Origin of the sequence: Pseudoalteromonas sp. A757 (assembly GCF_004103285.1) — a bacterium.
GTDB lineage: Bacteria > Pseudomonadota > Gammaproteobacteria > Enterobacterales > Alteromonadaceae > Pseudoalteromonas > Pseudoalteromonas galatheae.
Genome location: NZ_QNQN01000071.1, coordinates 140,752 through 167,144, shown reverse-complemented (window position 1 = coordinate 167,144; position 26,393 = coordinate 140,752). Strand labels below are relative to the sequence as shown.

Here is a 26,393-nt window from a genome sequence, read left to right as displayed (position 1 = left end):
GCGACGTGAGAATCACTGATACGGCGGTTAAACGCCCGATCTTCGCGATCGTTATTAATTTACTGTTGCTAACATTTGGCTTAGTGGCATTTTCTATGCTACCACTACGCGAATACCCAGATATTGAAACCCCAATAGTCAGTGTAAGCACTAACTATACGGGCGCTTCAGCTGAGGTTGTAGAAACGAAGATCACCCAAATACTGGAAAACCGAATTTCGGGGATCGAAGGTATTAAAAGTATAAACTCCAGTAGCCGTAATGGCAGCTCAAATATCACTATCGAATTTAATATAGATCGCGATATCGACGCGGCTGCAAATGATGTTCGTGAGCGCGTTTCGCGCGCGCTGGATAGATTGCCAGAACAAGTCAGGCCACCAGAGGTATCTAAGTCAAACAGCGACGAAAGCCCTATTGCTTGGTTTGTACTTAACAGTGAAACCATGGATACTTTGCAGCTTTCAGACTACGCCCAGCGCTTTATCGTTGACCGTCTGGCGGTTGTGGATGGCGTATCGAATGTACGAATTGGCGGTGAGCGTCAATACGCCATGAAGATTTGGCTAGACCGAAAAGCGATGGCCGCCCGTGGGATCACCAGTAGTGATATTGAGCAAGTGCTACGTAGAGAGAACGTAGAATTACCGGCTGGTGAAATTGAATCTATTGACCGTGACTTTTCTGTTCGTATTGCCAGAAGCTATAAAACTCAAGAAGACTTTGACAACCTAGTGATTAAGCGTGGCGAACAAGGCTATTTGGTGCGACTTGGTGAAGTTGCGCAGGTAATACTTGAAGCCGCTGATGACGAAAGTACCTTCCGTGGTAATGGTAAAAATATGATTGGCCTTGGCGTTGTAAAGCAAGCTAAAGCCAATACGCTAGAAGTGGTCGACAACGCCCGTAAAGAGCTTGAAAAAATCAAACGCAACCTACCCCAAGGTACCACTATACAAGACAGCTACGATTCTTCTATTTTTATCCGTGAGTCCATTGCTGAAGTATATAGCACACTTGCGATTGCCATGGCTTTGGTAGTACTCGTTATCTACATCTTCCTTGGCAATATCCGCGCTACGCTTATCCCCGCAGTTACGGTGCCGGTAGCCTTAATTGCAACCTTTATGTTCTTGCTGGCCATGGGGTATTCCATCAACTTGCTGACGCTGCTTGCACTTGTGCTTGCCATCGGCCTTGTAGTCGATGACGCCATTGTGATGCTAGAAAATATCTACCGCCGCATCGAGCTTGGTGAACCCAAGTTACTGGCGGCATACCGTGGCGCGCGTGAAGTAGGCTTTGCCATCATTGCGACAACGCTGGTTTTGGTTGCCGTGTTTATTCCCTTAGTCTTTATGGATGGTCGTATTGGTGCCCTATTTACCGAGTTTGCCTTTGCAGTAAGTGCTGCAGTGCTGTTTTCCAGTATTACCGCGTTGACTTTGTCTCCAGCCCTTTGCTCCAAAGTATTGAAACCTAGCAATAAAGAAAACCGCTTTAGTCAGTGGATGGATCGCCAATTTGGACGACTAGAGCAAGGTTATCGTCGTGTTTTACAAGACAACTTATCGCGTAAATACAGCCTGATTGTGATGTTGGCACTGGCGGGCTTTACCAGCTATAGCCTATTTAAACAGATCCCATCTGAACTGACACCAAAAGAAGACCGTGGTACTTTCTTCGTCATGATGAATGGTCCAGAAGGGGCAAGCTACGAAAACAACTCGCAAAATATGGCAAAAATTGAAGAGCGACTGCTTCCTTATGTAGACTCAGAGGAACTTAGCCGCGTGCTTATTCGTGTGCCAGGCTGGGGTGGTCAAGGTGGTGTTGCTATTATCGGCATGCCAGACTGGGATGAGCGTAAACGCTCTACTTGGGAAGTCATGGATGAGATAAGCGGCAAAATGCAAGATGTTACAGATATTCGCGCCTTTGCGATTATGCGCCGTGGTATTGGTGGTGGCGGTAACTCGCGCCCTATTGAGTTTGTCCTACAAGGCAACGACTACGATGAGCTGGCTGCATGGCGCGATCGCATTCTAGAACGTGCACGTGAAAATAAAGGACTGGTACGTCTTGATCACGATTACAAAGAAACCTTCCCACAGTTTTTGATAAGCATTGATAAAACCAAAGCCGCAGACTTAGGCGTGTCGGTAAGTGCCATCGGGCAAACGCTAGAAACCATGCTGGGACAACGTCGTGTTACCACCTTTATTGACCGCGGTGAAGAATACGATGTGATCTTAAAAGGCACCAAAGCCGACTTCTCTGCCCCAGATAATATTTCTGATATTTATGTGAAATCTCGTAGCGATGAGCTCGTGCCATTAGACAGTTTGATCACCATAAAAGAAGAAGCCACAGCTTCTCGATTAAACCGCTACAACCGTATGCGCGCGATAACTATCACGGCAAACCTCGCTGGCGACTATACACTGGAGCAAGCGCTCGACTTTTTAAATAAAGTTGCCGCCGAAGAGAATGATATCGACGGCGCCATCGACTATAAAGGCGAGTCACAGCTGTTTTATGAAGGCGCGTCAGCGATGACCTATGTGTTTATTCTGGCGCTCACCGTTACTTTCTTAGTACTAGCCGCACAATTTGAAAGCTTTGTTCATCCACTGGTTATCATGCTCACCGTACCGCTGGGTTTAGTTGGTGCGATGTATGGATTGTTTATTACCGACAGTACACTAAATATTTATAGCCAGATTGGTATTGTTATGTTAATTGGCCTTAGTGCCAAAAACGGTATCTTAATCGTGGAATTTGCTAACCAATTACGTGACAAAGGCATCGCCTTCGAACAAGCCATTGTTGATGCTGCAGCGCAGCGATTAAGACCTATTATTATGACCTCGCTAACGACCGTGATGAGCTCGATCCCACTTGTGTTTGCAACAGGTCCTGGGTTCGAAAGCCGCATGGTGATCGGTGTTGTGATTTTTGCCGGTGTCAGTGTTGCCACCATTTTAACCTTGTTTGTTATCCCAACCGCCTATACTTTATTAGCTAAGAAGACGCAATCTCCAGAAGAGACGACAAAACGTCTTGAGGAGCAGTCGAAACAACATCCTGAGCAGGAGGTATAATGGCAAATTTACAAACCGCAACTTTTGGTGGTGGCTGTTTTTGGTGTATTGATGCGGCATTTCGCCGCGTCAATGGTGTTGAGTCAGTGCAGTCAGGTTACGCAGGTGGCCACACAGATAATCCCACCTATCAAATGATATGTCGGGGAGACAGTGGCCATGCTGAGGTAGTCCAACTGCAATTTGATGCCGATATTGTCAGCTTTGATACTTTGCTTAATATGTTTTTTACCCTGCATGATCCAACGCAGTTGAATCGCCAAGGCAACGACATTGGTACTCAGTACCGCAGTGTGGTGTTTTATCATGACCAGCAGCAACAGCAACAAACTCAAGATTGTATTGCGCAGCTTCAAAGCCAGCTGAGTGAAAAAATAGTGACTGAGGTTAGCCCGGCGCCTGAATTTTATCCTGCCGAGCACTATCACCAAGATTATTACACTGAAAACCCAAATCAAGGCTATTGTAGTGTGATGATCGCCCCTAAAATTGCAAAGTTTGAAAGCCATTTTGCGGCAAATTTAAAGCACTAAACTTGTGTGCCGAACGCAATAGATTGCGTTCGGCTTATGACTTACGGCAACATAGGTATAGCAAAATTACTAGGTCTTAAGGTATCTATTAAATCGAAGATCCACGGCAACTCACTTTTGTCGTCACCACAGGCTTAAAGCTAGAAATTAAAGGATCTAACTCAAGCTGCTGGATACGCACATCATACTTACCTTTAATGGTGATATTTTCGTTGTTAATATAACTCGAGGTCGGTTTAAGGCAGTAATAATACAAATCAAATCTATTATCAACCGCACATAAGGCAGAACGCCAGTTAAAAATGTAATGCAACTAAATGATAAATAAGAAAAGTGATCCATTACTCATGATGGATCACTCTGGGTATTGAAAAGCAGTTAACGCATTAGAAGCTGTAGCTCACACCAACGTAGGCTTGTCTACCTAGTGGCTTGTAGCCCAGTAAAGAGCCATCTTTTGCTTCGCCCGCTGTGGCATTGAAATAACGCTTATCGGTTAAGTTTTCAATCCGGCCATTTAACTTGAATCCGTCGAAAAACGTATAGTTAGCAGCTAAGTTAAACAGCGTATATGACGGCAAAGTCACTGTATATGCACCTTCAGCTCCCCATACGTTATCATCGCGATTACCTCTATGGACTAAGGTCAGTGTTGCGTCGACATTTTCCCATTCTTTACTGACTGAATAAGTTAAGGTTCGTCTCGCTCTGCGCTGTAATTGCTTATCGGTATCAGCGTCTTTAGCACTCACATAGCTCGCATTTACCGTATGCTCGATACCAAAGTTGTCTTCAATTTCAACAGAAAGATCAGCACCTTCAAAGTCAGCGCGCTGAATATTGTAAGGGATGTATTTCCATTTATCATTTTGCTGATAAACGATTTTATCGGTTATACGGTTATCGTATACCGCAGCTTCCACACGGAAGTTCTCGCCGCTCCATGTGACAATAATTTCGTTATTAGTGGCTTCTTCCGGCTTAATATTGGGGTTAGGCAGATAGTAAGGACTATCAATCACAAACGCCTGTGACAAAGAAGGTGCTCTAAAGGCTGTACCATGATTCAACTTAACACTCAGGCCATCCATGATTTGCTTGCCTACAGCAACCGTGTAGGTGTTTGCACGACCATGAAAATCATAATCATCCGTTCTCAGTACAACCTCTGCCAGCCAATTTTCATCGTTGTAAAACCCACCGAGTGCTAAAGATAAGTTATCACGCTCAGGCTCTGAAAAAGAGGCGGTAGAATCACCAACATCTTCATTTAGAAAGGTAAAGTTACCTGTGAAGATCAAAGCTTCAGTTAAACTATATTGCGACTGATATTCAAATTGGCTGCGTTTGGTGACATAAGCATTATCGTCAGCACTATTACCGATTTGAACGTTTTGTTCCTTACCTAAGCTGTATGACGCACTTTGGCTAAACTTATCAGTACGTCTTTTCCACGCCAACTTATTGGTGTAGTTATGGAAACGGTAAGCATCACTACCAAAAGAGTCATACTCCCCCTCTCCTTCACTGTACTGTGAACGTAAGCTAAAAATGCCACTTTCTTCATCACCATACTGCACATTTAAACCGGCATTACCGTTATAATATCCATCACGGTCATGGTTTTTTGTGATTGCAGCTTCAGGGTCTTTCTCAATCACATCATAGCCATCGGTATGAGTGTAACCCGCATTAGCGGCAATACTAAACTTGTCTTTTTTGTAATTTACCGTCGCCTCGGTCTTGGAGTAATTGTTACTCCCAGTCGTAAGCGCGATAGTATTATTATTCCCTTCACGACTAATAATATTAATCACGCCAGCAATGGCATCTGAACCATAAATCGCAGCTTTGGCACCACGAATGATCTCAATCCTTTCGATGCTATTAAGTGGTAAGTTAGTAAGCGAATTGTCACCGGAGTTTGCATCCGTCACTCGAACCCCATCGATTAACACTAGCGTATGCTTAGCGTCATTACCACGTAGGAATAAACTCACGCTTTGGCCAAAGCCACCGTTTCTAACCGCTTGAATACCAGCGACATTATCGAGTAACGATACGACATCTTGAACATTGCTTTTTTCAATTTCAGCACGATCTATAACCGTAATCGCGGACAATGCGCTTTCTAGAGATTGTTCAAATTTATTGGCAGTAACAGTGATATGTTCAATATTTTGATCAGCAAATGCTGAAAAAGAGAGCGCCGTCGCTATCGCCGCGCTTAGAGCAGTTTTATTTAACATGGTTTCCCCTAACTTGTACCCACCGTACAAGAACACAAAGTGACTGTTTCAAGGCCGGTCTCCGGGCTCAGTAAATCTGCAGATTGGCAGTTCACTCTACCGTTGCGGGGGCAGCGCTGGCATAGAACCGATCCAAGCTAATCACGTGTAATAAGCGGTCTTACTCAATTTATCATTGATTAACGTAATTAGATGTTCCCTTGTGTTCGCACCAGTTTCCCGATTATCTATACACTTAGCAACCACACTAGGTTGTGTACAGCACCTTGAAAATGCGAGGCTATTGTCTTGGGTTTCGGAATGATTGTCAATGGACGTCTAGAAATCCAAAAGTGCAATCTATGCACTTTTGGAATGAAGTAAGGCGTAATTAGTCGCGGAAGTTTTTGAATTGAAATGGCTGACCAAGCTCACCGGTGCGAACAAGTTGCATCGTTTCTTGCAGATCGTCACGCTTTTTACCCGTTACACGCACCGTATCGCCTTGAATTGACGCTTGAACTTTAACTTTTGAGTCTTTAATAAGCTTAACCAGTTTTTTCGCCATCTCTTTGTCGATGCCTTGCTTTAACGCCACCTTACGCGATACGTATTTGCCAGAGCGCTCAATATCTTTTAACTCGAAGCTTGCCACATCAAGGCCGCGCTTCGCCGCTTTACCCACTAGCATATCGAACAATTGCATAACTTGTTGTTCTGCTTCCGCTTTAAGGTTGATCATTTCACCGTTTAGCTCGATTGACGCATCTACGCCACGAAAATCAAAACGCGTGTCAAGCTCGCGAACCGCGTTGTCTACGGTATTTTTTGCTTCTGTCATATCAATTTCAGATACAATATCAAATGAAGGCATGCTTCTCTCCTAAAGTCATTTTGGCTCGATTATAGCAGTTTATGCTTAATTTGAGTTACTTTAAGTTTTTAAACAGCGTATTAGGATGTTCACCCAATGGACAGTTTTCGATGTTATACTGCTCGCTTAGTCATACAGAAGTAGGATGTATTGTGACACGGCGCGTTTATAAAGCTCTTTTGATTATCTCTTTGATTATATGTACAGTGCTATTCGCAAAGGAAATTAGCTTGTCTCCAAAATTGTTGCCAAATATCGATAAAGTGGCACATTTTGGCGTGTTTTTTGTGCTAGCATTTATTTCTCATCATGCTTTTAGGTTCAAAGTATGGTTTCATTTAGTTCTGCTTTCTTTATATGGAGCAGGAATTGAGTGGATGCAGCATACACTGCCTTACCGTCAAGCATCTACCGCTGATTTTTTGGCTGATGTAGCCGGTGCAGTCAGTTATTTTGTTCTATTTTATATTTGGACAAGTTGGCGCAGCAGAAAACATGGCTAACATACATATTTTAGGTGAAGGGGCGATAGGCTTACTGCTCGCCCAGCACCTTAGTCAATCTCATCAAATTACGCTTATCACTCGAAACAAACGCGCGGCGACTTATCGCTATCAAACAGCAAGTACTCAACACACCATCCCTTGCAGCACCAAAACACTTGCAGAACTCCCAGTCAGCAGTATAGATACGCTAATCATTCCCGTTAAAGCATATCAGGTCATCGAAGCACTCCGAGCGCTTCGCCCTGCACTTTCAAAAAATGCAACGCTAATACTTAGTCATAATGGTATGGTAGATTGGTCTTGTGAGTTAGCAGCGCTTGACGCGACACAATCCGCCTACTTCTTAAGCACATCCATTGCAGGCTATAAAGTCGCAGACACTGTACACCATACGGGGCAAGGCGCAACTTGGTTTGGGCCGTTAAATTTACCAGCCGAATGCCATTACCAGAGTGTATTCTCGCAACTGTTTAGCACATTTGAAAATGCCCAAACCACGTTTGACATCATGCCAACACTTTGGAAAAAACTGGCGGTTAATATTGCCATTAACCCGCTAAGTGCATTGGAACAAGTCACAAATGGTCAGCTAAAACAGCCCAAATACGCAACCCAAATCCTTAATTTAATGAATGAAGTACAGCTTGTGGCCGCAGGTACAGGCGTAACCTTAGCGCTTAGCGAGCTAGTCTCGCTTGCTTACACCGTGATGGCACAAACCGCTAACAATCGTTCTTCAATGAATCAAGATCTCGCGAATAATCGGCGCACAGAAATTGACGCCATGTGCGGGTATATTTGCGAGCTAGCAGCGAAGCAAAATATCAATGTGCCGTTTAATCAACAATTACTTGAGGAAGTGAATAAGCACTGGCAGCTAGCGCGACAATAGGCTTAACTTCTCGGCAGGTAAACCACCTTCCACAAAACTATTTACCCAGCGAATTAGGGATATAGCTCGTTGAGCGTTTTTGCAATACCTGCAAGCAGTTTAACTGCTAAAGCCGTAGAAAATCTCACAAGCAGCTAATACCAATTGAATTAATTCTCTAATCAATTTGAAGGGTGAAATAGCATATTAGCTTCGTTAAAAATTTCTCATTTAGAACAACTAAATAGCAAAATTTTTGCCTTGCCTATATGGATATAGGTACCTTAGCGGTAGCAGGACGCGAGAGCGGTGCTACTAAAGCTATTTCCCCGCTTCAAGATAGATCATTTACTTAATACAACTGGTATAATTCCCCTTTCATCACACCCAAGAAGCATAAGCCTATATGCAATGTGTTGGCGGGATGCCGGTTGCTTTCCTATCAGTTTTTTTGTTTTAGGATTCAGTATGATGTCGGGGCGACGTTTTCTTGGCTCGCTCGATCGCGTCGTTTCAAAAGAATGAATGAGGAACACATGGATGCACTTTGATACTAACTGTGGAGGGCAGCTACAAAATACCTAGTAAATAAACGGGGATAAACAAACAACCTCTTACCTCCCCACAAAATGTACGTTGGGTAAATCCTAAAGCCTCACCCAACGCTTGTTAGCACGCTTTTTTAAGGACGGTACACCTTGACGTTAGCATAGCCATTTTCATGCAGAATAAGCGCTTGTAACTGGCTCATTACGCCTTTCGAACAGTACAAGTAGTATTCTTTGTCCTGTGGTAAATCGCCAAACTTAGTAGCTAATCTAAAGAAAGGTAAGTGGATCACTTGTGCACCATCTAGTTCAAGAGGGTTGGCATCTTCCTCTTCTGGAGAACGAATATCTAGTACCACCGCGTTGTCTGGTAATTCACTTACCGATTCCGCTTCTTTCACTTCTTCTTTTGCTTCAGCTTCGATGTCACGAATATCTTTAACCGTCGCGTTAGCCACAACTGTATTCAACACATCAAAGTCAAACTTTTCTTCTTCAGCTAATATCTTGTGAAGCTGTGCTTTTACCGTTGGTTTTTGAGAGATCACACCACAATATTCAGGCATTGCTTCTGCCATTTCGTTGGTGCCAATCGCTCTGGCAATACGAATGATTTCTTCTTTATCGTGTTGAATAAGCGGTCGTAATATCAGCATCTCTGTAACACGGTCGATCACGTTAAGGTTAGCCAAGGTTTGGCTTGATACCTGACCAATACTTTCACCAGTTACCAGTGCAGGGATCCCTAAACGCTCGGCGACCACAGCACCTGCACGCATCATCATGCGCTTTAGTACCACGCCCATTTGTCCGCTTTCGATATTCTCAAGAATTTCTGCAACAACTGGCTCAAAGTCAATCGTGATAAATTTAACTTTGTGAGTAGAGCTAAATTGTTTCCACAAGTAGTGGCTCACTTGCTTAACGCCAATTTCGTGGGCTGCACCACCTAAGTTAAAGAACAAAAAGTGCGTACGCGCGCCTTTTCTCATCATTTGATAAGTTGCAACACCCGAGTCGAACCCGCCAGAAACCAAAGACAGCACATCTTCTTGAGTTGGTAATGGGAAGCCACCTAGACCAAAGTGCTGGTGACGAACGATATACGCTTTATTGTCTTTGACTTCGATTTTAACTGTCACATCAGGTTTTTTCAGTCTTACGCTGGCACCCTCTACATTTTGGTTTAAACCGCCACCAACATAACGCTCCACATCGCTTGAAGTAAACTCATGCTTACCTTGGCGCTTTACACGCACGCAAAACGTTTTGCCCTTGATCAATGGCTCAACCAAAGCAATCGTTTGTTGGTAGATATCATCAAGCGTATCGAACTGTGTTTCTTGCACCTCAATAAACTGCACAATACCTGGCGTGCGTTTAAGATGGTCGATCAGACCAAGACGGGTTTTCTCGTCACTTAACTCGCTCGTCACTGAGATATTGTCCCAGTTATTTTTAACTTTTACGTTTTCGTCAACGCGAACCAACAGCATTTTGATGTTTTTCTCTAATACTTTGGTAAAACGCTTACGGACAGATTTGCTCTTAATAGCAATTTCGGGATGTAATTTGACGATAAATTTAAGCATAAAAGTCACTCTACTACAGATCGATTATCGGTTGCGATGACGCACTGATTTGACCTAAGCGGACTTTATCGTGGCGCACACTGACCGAGGACAGTTCGGGCGCGCGAGTATATCAAACTCAGAGCCGATTAGGAAATAAACAAACCTTTTCCCTTTATGCTCTACAAAGCCTTTTGCCCGTGTTCGCCAAGGTAAAAGGCTCGCTTAATTATTTAAGGCTAAGCAATACTCGGTAAGCTCGCCTCTGCTAGTGCTTGATAATGCTGCTGAAGTTGTGCCATCTTTGGTGCGCTCATAGGCGTCGCGTAAGGTTTAAAAATCATCAGTACTTTAACAATGCCATTGTATATATCCTGCTGCTCAAGTACGCCCGTCATTCTTCTGGCTTTAACATAGGGAGTCCAAAAGCTAACGGTCATCTTCAACATATGGGCGAGCTCCTTTGCATCGTCATCATCTATGGTGATCACGCCCGTATCTCTTAGGCCAATTACTACAGCTTTTACTTGCTCGAGTAAGCGTGACTGAAAAGCAATGTAGTTTTTCTTCAATTCATCATCACGAGCCAAGATGTCTGTCAGGTTGTCGTAGAAAAAGTGATAACGCCACATCAGGTCGAACAAGGAGTCTAAATATTGAGTTAGCTGCTCAAGCGGTTCGTTATGCTGCTCCAGTGGCTTAAAGTGTGTATTTAAATGCTCACTATAAAGCGCGAATATTTGCCGAATGATGTCTTCTTTATTTTTAAAATGATAGTACAAATTGCCAGGGCTAATCCCCAAACTGGACGCTATATGGTTTGTCGTAATCGCGCGCTCTCCATGCAAATTAAATAACGCGATGCTGGTACGTATTATTTTTTCCTTGGTATTCATTACGATTCTCTATCTTTGTTGATAATGTGGTCGCGCTATTGCTAGGGTTGCTAGGTTATTTCGCGCTCCATATGAAAAAATAGCACTAATTTTAACTCTAGATAAGCTTAGATCCGACAAAGCTGACCAGTGTTTTTTCAAAAAAACCTTGTTACCATACAAAAAAATTCAACATAGTTACGCTTATGAAAGTCATCGCCCTCTACCCTGGCACATTTGATCCCCTTACTAATGGACATGAAGACTTAATCAAACGTGCAGCAAAAATGTTTGATACCGTGATCTTGGCAATTGCCCACAACCCAAATAAACAGCCTTGTTTCTCACTAGAGCAACGTGTTGCTTTGGCTGAAGAAATTTTAAAGTCACATAAAAATGTAAAGGTGATTGGGTTTTCAGGATTGTTAGTTGATTTAGCGAAAGAGCAAAAAGCCAACGTGCTGATCCGCGGCATTCGAGCTGTGTCTGATTTTGACTATGAGTTCCAGCTGGCCAATATGAATCGCCGTTTACATCCCGATTTGGAAAGCGTATTTTTAACGCCATCTGAAAAGAATTCATTTATCTCATCAACTTTAGTAAAAGAAGTTGCACTTCATAAAGGTAATGTCAGTGAATTTGTTCACCCACTGGTTGCCCAAGCTTTAGAGGAAAAACTACACGGATGAAAAAGTGCCTATTATCCCTAGCCGTATTGGTTGGTACTTATGCGCATGCATCACCTTGGATAGAGGTGTCGCAAAGTGAGCTTAAGCACAGCATAGATTTACTGGTTGCAGAAGGTGTGATAAATCGCCCAGTTAATCAGTATCCCCTGTTGTGGAGCGGTATTGTTAATGACCTTGCCGCTATTGATGACAGAAACCTCTCTGAAACCGCAAGTTTTGCATTGGCACATTTACGCCATGCGCTAAAACAAGCAAAAAGAGAAAGATATAGTAGCGTAAAAGCACATTTTAATGGTGCTGAAGAGCGCTCCACAGGCTTTGGTGATCGTCAAAATGAACGTTCAGGCCTGCGTACTTATGGCGTTATTACAGGTAGTGCTGTTAGCGCTAAAGTTGCAGTTAACTACGCAGATGAAAGCCAAGATGGAAAATACGTTAATCACCACGGCAGTCACCTTGCAGTGTTGTTTGGTAATTGGTCTCTCAGCGCTGAGCGACTGAGTTACTGGTGGGGACCGAGCAACGAAAATGCGCTGATGCTTTCAAACAACGCAGCCCCCATGAAGGCGATTCGTTTAAGTCGTGCCAATAACAACTATATTGGACCGAGCTTTTTCTCTTTCGTTGGTCCTTGGCAAGTAACAGCCATTATGGCAAAGCAACGCCCGAATATAGCCAATAAAAAGGATGGCGATTTTTGGGGGTTTAGAGCGGCCGCTTTTCCGATTCAAGGTTTAGAACTTGGCTTTAGTACAACATCCAGTGACTTTGTTTATCAACAACAAAATCTTGAAAGCGAAAAGCAAACGCAACGCCTCACCAGCGTTGACTTCAAATACTCCACTCGGATAGCTAATCAACCGCTCGCTTTATACGGTGAGTTTGCAGGTAATAATGACAGTGGTGCATTACCAAGCAATCCGATGTACACCCTAGGTATTGAAAGCTACTGGGGTGGTAAAGACTATCGTCTCAAGAGCTTTATTGAATATTCAGATACAAGCATTGATTGTAAAGACGAGCTAAAGCTCGCGCTTTGCCCAAGAGACAATACAGTGGATTCAGCGAACTACAGCGAGCGCGATCTCTGGCTTGGAGCAAGCTCGGGGTTGGACGCTAAAAACCTCACTTTCGCGTTAGATTACTTCAGCACAGGTGGCGTTGGTGCTTTTGCCAAACTGAAACGAGTTGAATTTGACACATTAGACGTTGAACGAAACCAGCTCGAGCTTGGTTACCAACAAGGTGTATTTGGCGCGCTTGCTAAAATTGGCGTAAAAGCATGGCAAGATAAGTCTCAGGAAGAAGACGAAAGCCACGCAGCACTCACGTTGAGCGTGGAATATCAATTTTAACGAGCGGCCATCGCCGCTCTATTATTATGGCGTATAATCCAAGGAAATCCTTAGGAATAAGCAAAACGACAATTAAAAACCAATCGGTTATATACATTCCGATAGTATATAACCTGCAAGCACAAAAAACAGAAAAACGAGCACAAAATACTGATAAGTAAGTAAAAATCACTGTTTAAACCGACTAAATTTTCAAGCTACCCTAGCTCTCACCTTACTTATAGCCCATTTAATACCTAACCAATCTTTATTGACTAATAGAGAAGTAACCATAATAAAGTCTATAGAAATCACTAAATATGAGTACAAATACCATAACAGCCAACGCGTTACATTTTCATAAATATATGTATCAATATACATGAAGAAGAACATAACTGTATTAATAGCCAAACCTACCATAGTATATAAAACGCCGACCTCAAGCTTTTCATCTTTAAAAAAGACATAACTGACAAGAAAAAGAGCTAATAAAGTAAAGAGATCAAACAAAGCGAATATGCCGTGAATAGCTGTGTTATAGCTATCAGAGACAACGATAAAATCACTTACAAAGTAGGAGGTAAATAACAGAGTAGAAGCAGAGAGTAGCTGTAAATTTTTCTGGACTTTTAGTATATAAAAAAATAGATGTAACAGTGAAGCCATCAAGAAGCCCCATATTACAAGGGCTCCTATACTCATACCAAAAAAGTCATAAATTAACATTAATCATTAGTACGGCTCTTTAGACCCAGGCGGAGTAATTACACTTCCACGTGCGCCAGATACCATCTCAAGTTTACTTCCAGATTGAATTACCTTATCAGAAAGCGACTTTGTTTGACCAGCTGTTTTAGCTTGATTTTTTCTCGCTAGGATTGTTTTTATCATGAAATTTCCCTCAAAATTTACATACGAAATCAGGTTCCCAAAAATGAACCACATAAAATTATCGGGATTAATCAAGCACAGGATATGCCAATATTTATTTAAAAAATTCAATCGGTTGAATTACATACAAAAAGAGCGCTTGTTAGCGCTCTTTTTGTTTTAAGAAAGCTTGATGTTAAGCCACAAATTTACACGGAATACTTAAGCTAGACGTTTGTTTTATAATGAAATCCATCGCAATTTCATCACAGTTATCCTTGCGCAAGCACAACTCACAGTCTTTCATCACTTTTTCAGGCAAGCTATCCTTGGTACAGTTGTTAAAACCTTGTTTCGTAAAGAAGCCCGGCACTCTAGTTAGCACAATAATACGATTGAGTGCCAATTTTTTGGCTTTCACCAGCAAATGCTCGACTAAAAGTTGCCCTTGTCCCTTTATTTCGCTCTCGGGATTTACACCCAAAGAGCGAATTTCAGCAAGCCCAGTGTCGTAAATATACAAAGATGCACACCCGGTCACTTTGCCATCGACCTCAGTCACCGCAAACTCATTGATACTATGGATCATGTCACTCTTCGCTCGCGGTAGGTTCTCACCTACTTTGGCCCAATATTGGATCAGTCCAGCAATGGCTTCAACATCGTCTAAATTGGCATCACGTACTAGAATTTTTTGCTTTTTTTTTGCTGTTTTAATGGCATTGGTTACTTGTGGCAATGAGGTGCCGCCTAATGCTTTACGAGCGGCAATACAAGCATCAATTTCGAGTACAGGGTAAACATCTTCTGCAATTACAGCGCTGACTTGCTGGAATTCTTCTAAACTCAGATCCTCGAGGTTTTGCCCCTTACTAATAGCCAACTGCACTAATTCACCGACGATGTGGTGGCCTTCCCGAAACGGAATTCCCTTAGCAACGAGATAATCCGCAAGCTCTGTCGCATTGGCGTGACCACCTTTTGCAGCCGCTAACGTTTTATCACTATTAACCTTAATTCCTTTAACACATGCTTCAGCCATATGAATACATGCAAGCCAAGTTGGCATGGCATCAAATAGGCCTTCTTTGTCTTCCTGCATGTCTTTGTTATAGGCCAAAGGCAAAGCTTTAAGCGTCATCATCATGCCGCTAAAGGCGCCAAAAACTCGGCCTGTTTTGCCGCGGATAAGCTCTAAGGCATCAGGATTTTTTTTCTGTGGCATCAAGGATGAGCCGGACGTCACGCTATCAGCCAGATCAATAAAGCCAGACTCACCAGAATTGTAAAAGATCAAATCTTCAGCAAAGCGAGATAAATGCATCATAGAAATAGACGCACAACTGAGTAGCTCAACCACAAAGTCACGATCAGAGACCGCATCTAAACTATTACGAGAGGCTTCTCTAAAGCCAAGATTGACAGCCAACGCTTCACGGTCGATAGGATAAGCAGTCCCCGCCAGTGCACCAGAGCCAAGTGGACACACATTTAACCTTTCAAGCGCATCATTTAAACGCGATTCATCACGCTCAATCATCTCAACGTAAGCCATACACCAATGACTAAAGAGTACTGGCTGAGCACGCTGTAAATGGGTATAGCCTGGCAAAATAGTACCAAGCTCCTGCTCTGCAAGTGTAACCAAAGCTTGCTTTAGTGAACCCAGTGCCACAAGCAGTTGTTGCGCCGTTTTCCGGCTCCACAGTCTAAAGTCTGTGGCTACTTGGTCGTTACGACTTCGACCTGTGTGCAGCTTTTTACCTAAATCACCCACTTTGTCGATAAGTTTAGCTTCAACATAAGAATGAATATCCTCATGTCCCGCGGTTGCTACACTACGCGGATCTGCAATCACTTCTTCTAAAAGCTGTTTCAGCGCTGAAATGATCTGCTGATGTTCGCTTTCAGTTAATACATCTACTTGCTTTAGCGCACCCGCCCAAGCGATAGAGCCAACAATATCTTGCTCTGCCAATTGATAATCAAATGGCAGAGAATCATTAAATTGCTTAAATGCCTCATCAGGACCTGATGAAAAACGGCCGCCCCATAATGCCATCTCGCTCTCCTACCTTAAGATTGCTTTTGCTTGTTTAACGCCGCTATCCGGCTAGATAGTGAGAATAGACGAATGAATCCCTCCGCATGAGATTGGTCATATACGTCATCTTCACCAAATGTGGCAAAATCTTCGCTGTATAAGCTATTGATTGATTGCTTTTGCACCGCATGTACATGGCCCTTATAAAGCTTAAGTACCACCTCGCCAGTTGCCTGCTGTGCGAAAGACTCTGCGGCAGCTAGAATTGAATCCTTCAGCGGAGTAAACCAGCGACCGTCATAAACTAACTGTGCAAACTCTTCACTAAGCGCGGTTTTCCATTTACGACAAGATTTGTCTAAGATCAGCTCATCAATCGCTTGTAATGCAGCCATCATCACAGTGCCACCTGGCGTTTCATAACAGCCACGAGATTTCATGCCGACTAGGCGGTTTTCCACGATATCGACACGACCAACACCGTGCTGCGCTGCAATCTCGTTTAACTTAACTAGACACTGATAAGGACTGTAACGCTCACCGTTAACACCTGTGATTTCACCCTTTTCGATTAATACAGATACATATTCAGGCTGATCCGGTGCGGCTTCTGGAGAATTAGTCATGGTCCAAACCTGATCGCTTGGCTCATTCCATGGATCTTCTAATTCTCCACCTTCGTGAGAAATATGCCAAGCATTGGCATCACGGCTATAAATTTTGGTGGCAGAGGCTGCACAAGGGATATTACGCTCGGCCAAATAGTCAAGCAGCGATTCACGACTTGATAGTGACCATTCACGCCATGGTGCGATCACTTTAAGATCAGGCGCAAGCGCTGAGAAGCAAGATTCAAAACGCACCTGATCATTTCCCTTGCCTGTACAACCATGAGAAAGTGCATCCGCGCCAACTTTACGAGCGATTTCAACTTGTGCTTTGGCGATAATAGGACGCGCCATTGAAGTGCCCAGTAAATATGTTCCTTCATAGATAGCGCCTGTTTTAAGGGTTGGATAAATGTAGTCGCTAACCATTTCTTCTTTTAAGTCGACGATATGGCACTCAGAGGCACCTGATGCGATTGCCTTTTCTTCAACCCCAACCAGTTCTTCTTCACCTTGACCTACATCGGCAACAAAGGCGACAACTTCGCAGCCATAGTTCTCTTTTAACCATGGTACAATCGCTGATGTATCTAATCCACCAGAGTAAGCCAGTACCACTTTTTTAATCTTGCTCATGTTCTTTAACCTCAAACGTAATCTTTGTTTAACAGCGATACCAGCAATGCGTTTTGGGCATGCATGCGGTTTTCAGCTTGTTGAATAATTTTTGACTTTGGCCCATCCATCACTTCGGAAGTAATTTCAAACTCACGATGTGCTGGCTGGCAGTGCAAAATGGTTTGTGCGCCACACGCTTCAACCAATTGTTGGTTGATTTGATATGGCATAAAGGTGTCTTTCACCTGCTCAATTGGCGTTTTATTCCCCATCGAAACCCAAGTATCAGCGTAGAGCACATTAGCGCCAGCCGCCGCCTCTACCCGATCGCTGACCAGAACCGAGGCACCATTTACCGCAGCAATTTGCTCAGCTTGCTTAACAATTTGTGCATCTGGAGAGTGGCCTTTAGGGCAAACCGCCACAAAATCAGTGCCTAGTGTAGCCGCAAGCAACATTAATGAATGTGTTACGTTGTTGCCTTCACCGAGATAAGCGATTTTGATCTGACTGACATCGTCATAGGTTTCAAATAAAGTGAGAAAATCAGCCAACGCTTGGCAAGGGTGATATAAATCACATAGACTATTCACAACAGGCACCGACGAAAACTCAGCGAGCGTTTCAAGCGTACTATGGTGATTTACGCGAGCCACAAGGCCATCGGCCCAAGTAGAAATATTAAGCGCAAAATCTTTGACAGATTCACGCGCCCCCATTGCGCCATTTTGCTGATCTAAATACACAGCATGGCCGCCTAATCTATGGATACCGATATCAAACGACAGCCTTGTTCTTAAGCTCGGCTTTTCAAATAGCGTGACTATCGACTTGCCAGCTAAGGCTTGGTTATATTCTTGCGGTTGATTTTTAATATTTTTTGCAAGCTTTAATAAGTTCAAAACTTTAGTTTGGTCTAATTCCAAACCAGTTAAAAAATGCTTAGTCATGGTGTTTTCCTACGGCAGAATTTGTGTACCTACGTGCTCACCATTGAGCAACGCAATTAAATTTTCTGGCTTTTGCCAGCTAGAGATGTACACCCCTCGTCGTAAGTGTTGGGCAGCGTGAAGACTGGTCTTAACTTTGACCTCCATCCCGCCCACAATGACCTTTTGCGCGATTAACGTTGAGATCTGTTCCGCGTTAAGTTGATTTAATGGCTGTTTATCGCCATCAAGTACCGCCTCAACATCAGTCATAAAAATAAGTTCTGCACCAAGTTTACTGGCGATAGCAGCCGCTGCTTCATCCGCATTCACGTTGTATAAATGGCCGTCAGCGCCAATACCAACTGAACTGACAACAGGCAATCTGTCAAACTCCAACACCGCTTCAAGCATACCGCCTTCGCTTGCTTCACAGCTACCTACGCGACCAAGCGCTTTAAGCTTTTGAGTTGTGCTAAACCCTGCATCATACAAACACAGTCCAACGGGCTTGAGCATGGCGGTAATGGCGTCCGCCATCAGTTGCTTGTTGGCACAGCCTGCAAGTGCACCAACAATATACGGCATTTGCTCTTGCGGACTGATCCGCAGTCCTTGATGTTTTGCAGTAGCAAAACCGGCATCACTCAACCACTTATCAACTAGCGCCCCACCACCATGAACAATCACAAACTGCTTGTGTGGTGCATCCTGTTGAATTTGCTTGATAGCTGAAAACAATGCTTGTGCTGCCCCCTCTTGATTCAACACCGCACCACCTAGTTTAATCACCCAAGTTTGCTTACTCATGCTACTACTCCTAAACCTTGATAATGCTCAAGTCCCGCCGCCAAGTTCATACACTGTAATGCTTGGCCTGCTGCCCCTTTAAGCAAGTTATCAATCGCGACAACCACGATCAGTTGATTGCCCTTTTGCTGCCAGCCAATATCAACAAAAGGCTGATTTTCAACGGCTTTAATTGATGGGAGTTGACTCCCCTTTAATCTGATCAACGGCTCATCGGCAAGCACCTGATAAGCAGCATCGACTTGATTTGGCGTGACATTTTCTTTCAGGGTGACGTAGATTGTTTCTAAGATACCACGTTTAAAGTTCCCTAAATGCGGTGTAAACAACACCGGGTGTTCAAGATATTTTTCTATTTCTGGACTATGTCTGTGCGTAAACAAACCGTATGGTGCAAGAGATACTTCGCAAAAGAGTGTGGCGACATTCGCTTTTCTACCCGCGCCAGTCACGCCAGAAACAGCATTGATGATAACTGGTTGCTCTGTTATCAAATCAGCTTGTTGTAATGGCTTGAGTGCATTGAGTGCCGCAGTCGGATAGCAGCCCGCGACCGCCACTAACTTTGCCGTTTTAATAGCATCGCCATACCATTCAGCTAACCCGTATTGCGCTTGCGCTAACCAGTCTTGATGTGGGTGAGAAAAACCGTAGTAAGTTTCGTAGTCTTCATTGCTAGATAAACGGTAACCTCCAGATAGGTCAAAAACCCGTTTGCCCATCTGTAAAAATACCGGTGCAAGTTCTACGCTAACTTTGTGATCCGTGCATAAACACACATAGTCCGATGATTGCTCTATCAACGAAAAAGCTTGCTCATTTAAGGGTTGCAGCTCAATATCTAGCAAGCCCGAATATTCTGGATATAAATCGCTGATGAATTTGTGTTTGTCTAAGCTTTGCTCAGATACAAAGCAATGCGCAAGTGTGAAGGCAGGATGCTTGGCAACCAGCTTAGCAAGCTCAGCGCCACTGTAGCCGCTCGCTCCGATTATAGATACTTTCAACATAGTGTTCTCAAGATTAAAAAAAGTTTGATTAGGATTGGTTCTGCTAATTGTTGAAGTCAAATCGTCGCATTGCTGCTCCAAAATATATTTATGCTAAAAAAGTGAATTGATATTCACTCTAAACATCTTTATATTTTTATGCAAGAACTTTGAATAAGTATTTTAGGAATTTTTATGAAATTGCCCGCTTTTATGGAAATGTATCAGCAACTGATCGCCGCGCCATCTATCAGTGCATTAGAAGAAAGTCTCAACATGAGTAATCAGAATGTGATCCAGCTACTCGCACAGTGGTGCGAAACGTTAGGGTTTACCGTCGAAGTAACAGAGCTTGAACATGCAAAAGGAAAATATAATCTAATTGCAAGACGAGGCAGTGGCGATGGTGGGTTAATGCTGGCTGGCCACACGGATACCGTTCCCTTCGACGATAGCCGCTGGCAATTCGATCCTTTTAAATTAAGCGCGCAAGATAATAAATTATATGGTCTTGGAAGCATTGATATGAAAGGTTTTTTTGCTTTCGTATTGAATGCAATCTCAGAGCTTGATGAATTACAGCAAAATGCTCCTATCATGATTTTAGCCACCGCCGATGAAGAAACCACCATGGCTGGTGCTCAGGAAATTGCGAAACATCCAAGCTTGAAACCGGCGCGCTGTATTATTGGTGAACCCACTGATATGGTGCCGGTATTTACCCACAAAGGGCATATGACGACCGCCATCCGTATCGTTGGTCGTTCAGGCCATAGCTCAGATCCAGAGCGCGGCTTAAATGCCATTGAAATCATGCACCAGGTGATTGCAAATTTATTAAAGTTAAGAGAAGAATTAAAGAATAAATATTCAACTCCACATTTTGCTATTCCTTACCCAACTTTAAACCTCGGACACATTCATGGCGGCGACAATGCCAACCGTATTTGTGGCTGTTGTGAACTACATATTGATATGCGTCCTTTGCCTGGCCTGAGTATCAAGGAACTACAAGCCATGCTTACGGCAGCGGTGGCCCCCATCAATACACATTATCCAAATAGTGTCTCGGTTATAGATATGCACGAGCCCATTCCGGCTTTTACCGGCTCAACGGATTCTGCTTTAGTGAAAATGGCTGAGCGCCTGTCAGGACAACAAGCAATTGCGGTAAACTATTGCACCGAAGCTCCATTTCTACAGCAGCTAGGCTGCGAAACTATCGTTATGGGACCAGGTTCAATTAATCAAGCACACCAACCCAACGAGTTTTTAGCAATGGAAAAAATCCAGCCAAGTCAGGATATAATTAAGCAGCTAATAAGAGAAAGTTGCTTTAGTTAATTATAACTAAAAAGGGCGCTCACTCGAGCGCCCTTTTTTCAGCTTTGCTTTAAAGGCTAGATTGGTGAGCCTGGCGGCATTTCAAGCGCCTTAAAGCTTTCAGGCCACTCTCCCGAATCTAAGTAGTGATTGATTTGCTGTGCGAGCATATGTTTAAACGCTTGATCAAAAGCAACATCGCTAAATACCGAGGACTGATTAAAGTCTTTCGCAACTTTTGCTAAATAAAACTTTAACTGCGCTTGCACTTCAGGTGCGACTTTATCGTTGTTACTCAGTTTTACAAGCTTGGTTGCACTTAGGTATTGCACTCGTTGCTGTAGCTTTTGAGCCATACCTTTGCTGCCTGATTGAGCAAATACCTGCTGATATAAAGCCTCTAAAAGTGCTTGAGTACCAAAATATTGAGTATCACGTGCATGCTGCTGTGCGAGACGATTTAATCGCTGTGGATTAAGCAGCAAGTCAAGGCTATGGAGTGCGGCAACTTCTGGTAATGCCATCGCATCTAGAGTTAGCCCTGTTCTCCCCTTGATACTTTCGCGAGTTTTATACTCACCGTAAGCCTTAGGAGGTATTAACGCCAAAATAGAGTCAGGAATAGTCAACGCCGCAGGTGAGAGCGTACTCAAAAGCGCATTGGCTGCATTTTGCTGTACCTCTTTAGCCACGACTTTCGCGCCTTTTATCACCTCGTCACCACGGACTTCATAGTCATAGTCCACGCCACCAATCAGTTTTACTGCGGCTTCAACTTGGTAACGGTGGAAAAGATACAGTGGGACCAGCTTCTCCTCTAGCTGCGACAGAGCAACTCCTTTTTGAATACTGTGAATACCAAAGCTATTCAACGCCTGCTTGCGGACATCCAGCACACGCAGTAATTCGGCTGCGGGATCTGCCCCATTATCCCAAAGGTGCGCCGTTGGATGCGCTCCGCCCTGTGCTCTGGCGTCTGAATCAGAGATAAACTCAAGCCCTTGCGCCTTATTTTCAGCGAGAATAGCTGCAAGCTCAGTGGCTTCATCAACGTCACCGAAATCACTATAACCATATTTAATCACTTGCGTATCCCACGCGCCCATGCCTTTTGCGTAGCCCTTGGTAATATCAAGTTGGCCATTTTCAAATCCTACTAGTGGATGTGGATAGTCCATGACTGACGCGCGATCCTTTACCGACGCTGAGAAGTTGTGTGCAATGCCCAACGTGTGGCCAATTTCATGTGCACTCAACTGACGAATACGGTCTAGCGCCATAGCATGAAGTCGCTCAGTCACTTCATTACCCTCAACAAATGGCGCAGAAAGTGCTTCGGCAATAAGAATATCTTGACGGACACGCAGCGAGCCTAGCGTCACGTGACCTTTTAAAATTTCACCGGTACGCGGGTCTATCACCGACGCGCCGTATGACCACCCTCGAGTCGCGCGATGCACCCATTGGATCACGTTGTAGCGAATATCCATAGGATCGGCATTTTCAGGGAGTACTTTGACTTGAAACGCATTTTTATAGCCTGCTGCCTCAAATGCTTGGTCCCACCATTTGGCACCATCAAGTAATGCAGTTTTGACAGGCTCAGGTACACCAGGATCAAGATAGTAAATAATTGGCTCTACGGCCTCCGAGACTTGTGCAGTTGGGTCTTTTTTCTTTAAGCGGTGGCGAGGAATGTAACGCACAAACATTGACTGTCCAAGCGCTGCAGAGTAATCCTTATGCTCGATACTCCAATAACCCGATTGCGGATGAAACGCACGTGGCTGGTAGTTATCGTCAGGCAGCTCAATTAAAGAATGGTGCTGATGTACTGTTAGCGTATAAGGTTCCGCACTCACCTGGCGTACATATTCACCAGGCTTTGTGCCTTTGAATGTCAACACGGCTTCCAGTTCTGTGTTTTTAACAAATGCCTTTGAACGCGACATAAACACAGCGCTGCGGCTTGAGTCTAAGCTAAAACTACCTTGATTACGATTTGCCAACGTGCGAGACACGCCATGCACGTCGCTGAGTAGATAAGGCGTGTAGTCAATTAGCACACTGTCTTTATCTTCTGCAACCACACTGAACCCGTGTAGAATGCTTGAAGCAAAAGCCTCTTTAACGCTTTGCTTTTCTGCCATATTATTCGCACTTGCGCGATAATAAGTGTTTATAGCGCGCAGCATTACCTTATTACCAAAACGCTCAAATTGAACTAAGTGCGTACCGCCTAACTGGCCACGGTCTAAGCCGATATCATTCGAACCCACACCATAAGGTAAACTATGCTGTAACAAGAAAGGAGCGTCTAGTTTGTCGATATCTAAGTAAAGTTTGCCGCTCGAATCATCGCTATAGAAGGCATAAAAACCGGGATGATGATTAAAACTGGCAGTAAATTCATCAATAGACTTAATTGCTGCGTGTGCTTGGGTTATCATACACAGTAGCAAAGTGGTTACAGTTTGAGTAAAGCACGTTATTTTTCTCATGGCTGCTCTTTGTTATTTATGGTTTTGAGGCTTAACCCCAGTTGTATATGAAATCGTATACAATTTACAGCCTTTCAAGACGAATTACAGCGCAGTTTATGGCACCTCTCACACTATTTATTGCCATAAACACAAGGTGATCAGGATTTAAAAAATGCGTAGACTCCCTCCGGTGTTAATTGAAGATGGTTGTTCTCGTGAGTTGGTTTCTCTAATCCGAACCATTCTCGCGGCATGTAAAGAAATATCGTTCCGTGTTGGCCAAGGTGCACTTTCAGGTGTATTAGGTTCAACCTTAGATGAGAACATTCAAGGTGAAACGCAAAAGAAGCTCGATGTACTTTCAAACCAGCTATTGAAAGATATTTTGCTTGAATCTGGCTATGTCAAAGCTATCGCTTCTGAAGAAGAAGATTACACCGTCGCCGGCAATCCAAAAGCGAACTATATTGTCGCTTTCGATCCGTTAGATGGTTCATCCAATACCGACATTAATTCACTAGTTGGTACTATTTTCTCTATAATGGAAGCCCCTGAAGGTTCAGATCCTAGCGATCCTGCGATCTTTATGCAGCCGGGTCATAAACAAGTAGCAGCGGGCTATGTGTTATATGGCCCATCAACCATGTTAGCGCTATCAACAGGCAAGGGAACTCGCTTGTTTACGCTGGACAAAACACACGGTAGCTTCCTACTCACGCAAGACTTTGCTGCCATTCCTGAAGACACGAAAGAGTTTGCCATTAACGCTTCAAACCAACGCCATTGGACCCCAGCAATGCAAAACTACATTGCCGATCTACTTGAAGGTGAAACCGGGCCGCGTGGTAAAAACTTCAATATGCGCTGGATAGCAGCAATGGTTGGCGATGTTCACCGCGTATTATGTCGTGGCGGACTATTCACTTACCCAGAAGATCGTAAAGATCCAAACAAACCGTTTAAACTTCGCCTACTTTACGAAGCCAATCCAATGGCGATGCTTGTCGAGCAAGCAGGCGGTATTGCCCACACTGGTCGTGAACGCATTTTGGATATTCAACCTGAGGAAATACACCAACGCGTTGGTGTTATCTTAGGTTCAAAGCATGAAGTTGAAGCTTGCCTTGCTTATCATAAGTGAGCTATTTTGAAGCGGGGAGATAGCTCGCTTCGCAAATGAAAAAGGTGCCAATGGCACCTTTTTCACATTAAATAGTGGTATAACTCGTCTCAACGGGCACATCGGGATCAGCGCCCCATTCACTCCACGAGCCGTCATATACCGTCAACTGTTTATAACCTAGCTCGTCAGCCACCAGCGCTAAAATACAAGCTGTAACACCTGAGCCACAAGAGAATATCAGAGGCTTAGTTTTATCCTTTGATAAGTCGTTGTATAGCACTTCAAGCTCAGTGAGTGGTTTAAAACGGCCATCGGCATTTAACAAACTCGTGTATGGCAGGTTTTTACTTTTTGGCACATGACCGCTGCGCATATCTGCACGAGGTTCTTGCTCTTCACCAGTAAAGCGCTTTGCACCTCTAGCATCAAATAGATAACTCAGTTCAGCGTCAATATTACTAACCACAGCGGCTTTATCAACAAATGCTGTTTCATCATATGCAGCGACAAAGTTTCCCGCTTGTTGGGCTTGTGCGTATGCTTGACTCAAAGGATATTGTTTTTCACACCAAGCAGGTAATCCGCCATCCAGTACATAGACTTGTTTATGACCCATCATTTTGAGCATATACCAAGCTCTGGCAGCGCTAAACATACCCTTATCATCGTAAGCGATTAACACATCATTTTGGTTGATACCAAGCTGTCGCATTTCTGCTTGAAATTGAGCTGGACTGCAGCACATGTTGGGGGAGGTAGCATGGGGATTAGCCAACGCGCCACTAATATCAAAACGCAGCGCACCTTGGATGATTGCAGGAGCGTTGTAAGGGCCAGACTGACCCGGTTTCACAATGCCAGCATCCAATACTTTCACTTTGCCAAGATTTGCAAAGAGCCAATCCCTATCGACCACGTGCTTCATGCTATTATTTTCCTTCGGGTCTGCGCACGACCTCTATTATTTCCGTTGTTGAAATTGATGGGGTACGCTCTAAGTAAACCACATCACAGATATCGTTATACATATCAAACTTGTCTTTCCAATCATCACCCATCACCAGAACATTGGCATCAAAGTCTTTGATATACTGTGCTTTTAGCTCCAGAGATTCCTCCACAAACACCTCATCGACAAATTGCAATGAGCTAATGATCTTTAGACGATCTGCAATTGAGTATATTGGATTTCTACCTTTTTTCGCAAAGTTAAGCTCATCTGATGAAATCCCCACAATGAGATAATCACCCAGTGCTTTCGCTCGTTCTAAAATATTAACATGACCAACGTGGAATACATCAAAGGTTCCAAATGTGATAACTTTTTTCAACTTGGCTCTCTTTTTAAGCAGCACGGTTTGAGTTGTAACTCATTTTGGTATTTATTTGTCTCTAAAACCGTGACGAAATTTAAGATAATTTGGCTATTAGATTACAGGACTAAGCAATAAAATTCAGCT

21 protein-coding genes and 1 riboswitch are annotated in these 26,393 nt (G+C 43.7%); of the genes, 8 read left to right on the top strand and 13 right to left on the bottom strand.

From position 1 onward, the window contains the following. The first annotated feature begins 5 nt into the window (after positions 1–5). Both DRB05_RS14990 and msrA read left to right on the top strand, forming a co-directional pair. On the top strand, positions 6–3,104 hold the full coding sequence (locus tag DRB05_RS14990; protein ID WP_128727659.1) for an efflux RND transporter permease subunit: 3,099 nt from the start codon (positions 6–8) through the stop codon (positions 3,102–3,104). Then, positions 3,101–3,637: a peptide-methionine (S)-S-oxide reductase MsrA gene (gene msrA, locus DRB05_RS14985; RefSeq protein WP_193521908.1), complete on the top strand. Its 537-nt coding sequence runs from the start codon at positions 3,101–3,103 to the stop codon at positions 3,635–3,637. Before DRB05_RS14990 ends, msrA begins: the two co-directional genes overlap by 4 nt. A 386-nt stretch (positions 3,638–4,023) precedes the next feature. Here msrA and DRB05_RS14980 read toward each other — a convergent pair whose 3' ends face one another. Both DRB05_RS14980 and DRB05_RS14975 read right to left on the bottom strand, forming a co-directional pair. After that, a complete protein-coding gene (locus tag DRB05_RS14980) occupies positions 4,024–5,886 on the bottom strand; it encodes a TonB-dependent receptor (protein WP_128727657.1) in 1,863 nt (620 codons plus the stop codon). Positions 5,887–5,920: 34 nt separating this feature from the next. Continuing rightward, positions 5,921–6,167: riboswitch (cobalamin riboswitch) on the bottom strand. A gap of 89 nt (positions 6,168–6,256) precedes the next feature. Next, entirely contained in the window at positions 6,257–6,739 is a 483-nt protein-coding gene (locus tag DRB05_RS14975; protein WP_102057584.1) for a YajQ family cyclic di-GMP-binding protein, read from the bottom strand. A gap of 230 nt (positions 6,740–6,969) precedes the next feature. On the opposite strand from DRB05_RS14975, the gene DRB05_RS14970 reads away from it, so the two are divergent. Together DRB05_RS14970 and DRB05_RS14965 are read left to right on the top strand one after the other, a co-directional pair. Continuing rightward, positions 6,970–7,242: a VanZ family protein gene (locus DRB05_RS14970; protein WP_128727656.1), complete on the top strand. Its 273-nt coding sequence runs from the start codon at positions 6,970–6,972 to the stop codon at positions 7,240–7,242. Continuing rightward, a complete protein-coding gene (locus DRB05_RS14965) occupies positions 7,235–8,137 on the top strand; it encodes a 2-dehydropantoate 2-reductase (RefSeq protein WP_128727655.1) in 903 nt (300 codons plus the stop codon). Before DRB05_RS14970 ends, DRB05_RS14965 begins: the two co-directional genes overlap by 8 nt. Before the next feature lie 661 nt (positions 8,138–8,798). Here the strand turns inward: DRB05_RS14965 and thiI are convergent. After that, positions 8,799–10,256, bottom strand: a complete 1,458-nt coding sequence (thiI, locus tag DRB05_RS14960) for a tRNA uracil 4-sulfurtransferase ThiI (protein ID WP_010374240.1) — start codon at positions 10,254–10,256, stop codon at positions 8,799–8,801. A 218-nt stretch (positions 10,257–10,474) separates the two neighbouring features. Then, on the bottom strand, positions 10,475–11,131 hold the full coding sequence (locus tag DRB05_RS14955; RefSeq protein WP_128727654.1) for a TetR/AcrR family transcriptional regulator: 657 nt from the start codon (positions 11,129–11,131) through the stop codon (positions 10,475–10,477). 185 nt (positions 11,132–11,316) lie between these two features. Between DRB05_RS14955 and coaD the strand changes: the two genes are divergently transcribed. Further along, positions 11,317–11,799, top strand: coding sequence for a pantetheine-phosphate adenylyltransferase (coaD, locus tag DRB05_RS14950; RefSeq protein WP_128727653.1), 483 nt, complete (start codon positions 11,317–11,319; stop codon positions 11,797–11,799). Then, a complete protein-coding gene (locus DRB05_RS14945) occupies positions 11,796–13,154 on the top strand; it encodes a capsule assembly Wzi family protein (RefSeq protein WP_128727652.1) in 1,359 nt (452 codons plus the stop codon). The genes coaD and DRB05_RS14945 overlap by 4 nt, the downstream gene beginning before the upstream one ends. A gap of 192 nt (positions 13,155–13,346) precedes the next feature. Here DRB05_RS14945 and DRB05_RS14935 read toward each other — a convergent pair whose 3' ends face one another. From DRB05_RS14935 to argC, 6 genes are all read right to left on the bottom strand, one after another. Beyond that, positions 13,347–13,802, bottom strand: a complete 456-nt coding sequence (locus DRB05_RS14935; RefSeq protein ID WP_235956580.1) for a hypothetical protein — start codon at positions 13,800–13,802, stop codon at positions 13,347–13,349. 400 nt (positions 13,803–14,202) lie between these two features. Next, positions 14,203–16,068 carry an argininosuccinate lyase gene (gene argH / locus DRB05_RS14930; protein WP_128727650.1) on the bottom strand — a complete coding sequence of 622 codons (1,866 nt, stop codon included), beginning with the start codon at positions 16,066–16,068 and terminating at the stop codon, positions 14,203–14,205. Between the two features lie 14 nt (positions 16,069–16,082). Next, entirely contained in the window at positions 16,083–17,294 is a 1,212-nt protein-coding gene (locus DRB05_RS14925; protein WP_128727649.1) for an argininosuccinate synthase, read from the bottom strand. Between the two features lie 11 nt (positions 17,295–17,305). After that, complete coding sequence (locus DRB05_RS14920; RefSeq protein ID WP_128727648.1) at positions 17,306–18,226, bottom strand: ornithine carbamoyltransferase; 921 nt, start codon at positions 18,224–18,226, stop codon at positions 17,306–17,308. A 9-nt stretch (positions 18,227–18,235) separates the two neighbouring features. Further along, positions 18,236–19,015, bottom strand: coding sequence for an acetylglutamate kinase (argB, locus tag DRB05_RS14915; RefSeq protein ID WP_128727647.1), 780 nt, complete (start codon positions 19,013–19,015; stop codon positions 18,236–18,238). Continuing rightward, on the bottom strand, positions 19,012–20,022 hold the full coding sequence (gene argC / locus DRB05_RS14910) for an N-acetyl-gamma-glutamyl-phosphate reductase (RefSeq protein ID WP_193554577.1): 1,011 nt from the start codon (positions 20,020–20,022) through the stop codon (positions 19,012–19,014). The genes argB and argC overlap by 4 nt, the downstream gene beginning before the upstream one ends. 177 nt (positions 20,023–20,199) lie before the next feature. Between argC and argE the strand changes: the two genes are divergently transcribed. Beyond that, positions 20,200–21,348 (top strand): acetylornithine deacetylase, encoded by a 1,149-nt coding sequence (gene argE / locus DRB05_RS14905; protein WP_128727645.1) that lies wholly within the window; start codon positions 20,200–20,202, stop codon positions 21,346–21,348. 56 nt (positions 21,349–21,404) lie between these two features. Here the strand turns inward: argE and DRB05_RS14900 are convergent, their stop codons facing one another. After that, the gene (locus tag DRB05_RS14900) at positions 21,405–23,828 is read right to left on the bottom strand and encodes a zinc-dependent metalloprotease (protein WP_128727644.1); all 2,424 of its coding nucleotides are present in this window, start codon (positions 23,826–23,828) and stop codon (positions 21,405–21,407) included. Positions 23,829–23,982: 154 nt separating this feature from the next. On the opposite strand from DRB05_RS14900, the gene DRB05_RS14895 reads away from it, so the two are divergent. Continuing rightward, entirely contained in the window at positions 23,983–24,951 is a 969-nt protein-coding gene (locus DRB05_RS14895) for a class 1 fructose-bisphosphatase (RefSeq protein ID WP_095728022.1), read from the top strand. 67 nt (positions 24,952–25,018) lie between these two features. Here the strand turns inward: DRB05_RS14895 and DRB05_RS14890 are convergent, their stop codons facing one another. Further along, positions 25,019–25,858, bottom strand: a complete 840-nt coding sequence (locus DRB05_RS14890) for a sulfurtransferase (protein ID WP_128727643.1) — start codon at positions 25,856–25,858, stop codon at positions 25,019–25,021. A 4-nt stretch (positions 25,859–25,862) separates the two neighbouring features. Beyond that, a complete protein-coding gene (locus DRB05_RS14885; protein ID WP_128727642.1) occupies positions 25,863–26,264 on the bottom strand; it encodes an adenylyltransferase/cytidyltransferase family protein in 402 nt (133 codons plus the stop codon). Between the last annotated feature and the right edge of the window lie 129 nt (positions 26,265–26,393).

Excerpts from the sequence above, each read along its gene's own strand:
- DRB05_RS14980 (WP_128727657.1), bottom strand. The coding sequence starts at position 5,886 with ATGTTAAATAAAACTGCTCTAAGCGCGGCGATAGCGACGGCGCTCTCT.
- DRB05_RS14975 (WP_102057584.1), bottom strand. The coding sequence starts at position 6,739 with ATGCCTTCATTTGATATTGTATCTGAAATTGATATGACAGAAGCAAAA.
- DRB05_RS14965 (WP_128727655.1), top strand. The coding sequence starts at position 7,235 with ATGGCTAACATACATATTTTAGGTGAAGGGGCGATAGGCTTACTGCTC.
- thiI (WP_010374240.1), bottom strand. The coding sequence starts at position 10,256 with ATGCTTAAATTTATCGTCAAATTACATCCCGAAATTGCTATTAAGAGC.
- DRB05_RS14955 (WP_128727654.1), bottom strand. The coding sequence starts at position 11,131 with ATGAATACCAAGGAAAAAATAATACGTACCAGCATCGCGTTATTTAAT.
- coaD (WP_128727653.1), top strand. The coding sequence starts at position 11,317 with ATGAAAGTCATCGCCCTCTACCCTGGCACATTTGATCCCCTTACTAAT.
- DRB05_RS14945 (WP_128727652.1), top strand. The coding sequence starts at position 11,796 with ATGAAAAAGTGCCTATTATCCCTAGCCGTATTGGTTGGTACTTATGCG.
- DRB05_RS14935 (WP_235956580.1), bottom strand. The coding sequence starts at position 13,802 with ATGGCTTCACTGTTACATCTATTTTTTTATATACTAAAAGTCCAGAAA.
- argH (WP_128727650.1), bottom strand. The coding sequence starts at position 16,068 with ATGGCATTATGGGGCGGCCGTTTTTCATCAGGTCCTGATGAGGCATTT.
- DRB05_RS14925 (WP_128727649.1), bottom strand. The coding sequence starts at position 17,294 with ATGAGCAAGATTAAAAAAGTGGTACTGGCTTACTCTGGTGGATTAGAT.
- DRB05_RS14920 (WP_128727648.1), bottom strand. The coding sequence starts at position 18,226 with ATGACTAAGCATTTTTTAACTGGTTTGGAATTAGACCAAACTAAAGTT.
- argB (WP_128727647.1), bottom strand. The coding sequence starts at position 19,015 with ATGAGTAAGCAAACTTGGGTGATTAAACTAGGTGGTGCGGTGTTGAAT.
- argE (WP_128727645.1), top strand. The coding sequence starts at position 20,200 with ATGAAATTGCCCGCTTTTATGGAAATGTATCAGCAACTGATCGCCGCG.
- DRB05_RS14900 (WP_128727644.1), bottom strand. The coding sequence starts at position 23,828 with ATGAGAAAAATAACGTGCTTTACTCAAACTGTAACCACTTTGCTACTG.
- DRB05_RS14895 (WP_095728022.1), top strand. The coding sequence starts at position 23,983 with ATGCGTAGACTCCCTCCGGTGTTAATTGAAGATGGTTGTTCTCGTGAG.
- DRB05_RS14890 (WP_128727643.1), bottom strand. The coding sequence starts at position 25,858 with ATGAAGCACGTGGTCGATAGGGATTGGCTCTTTGCAAATCTTGGCAAA.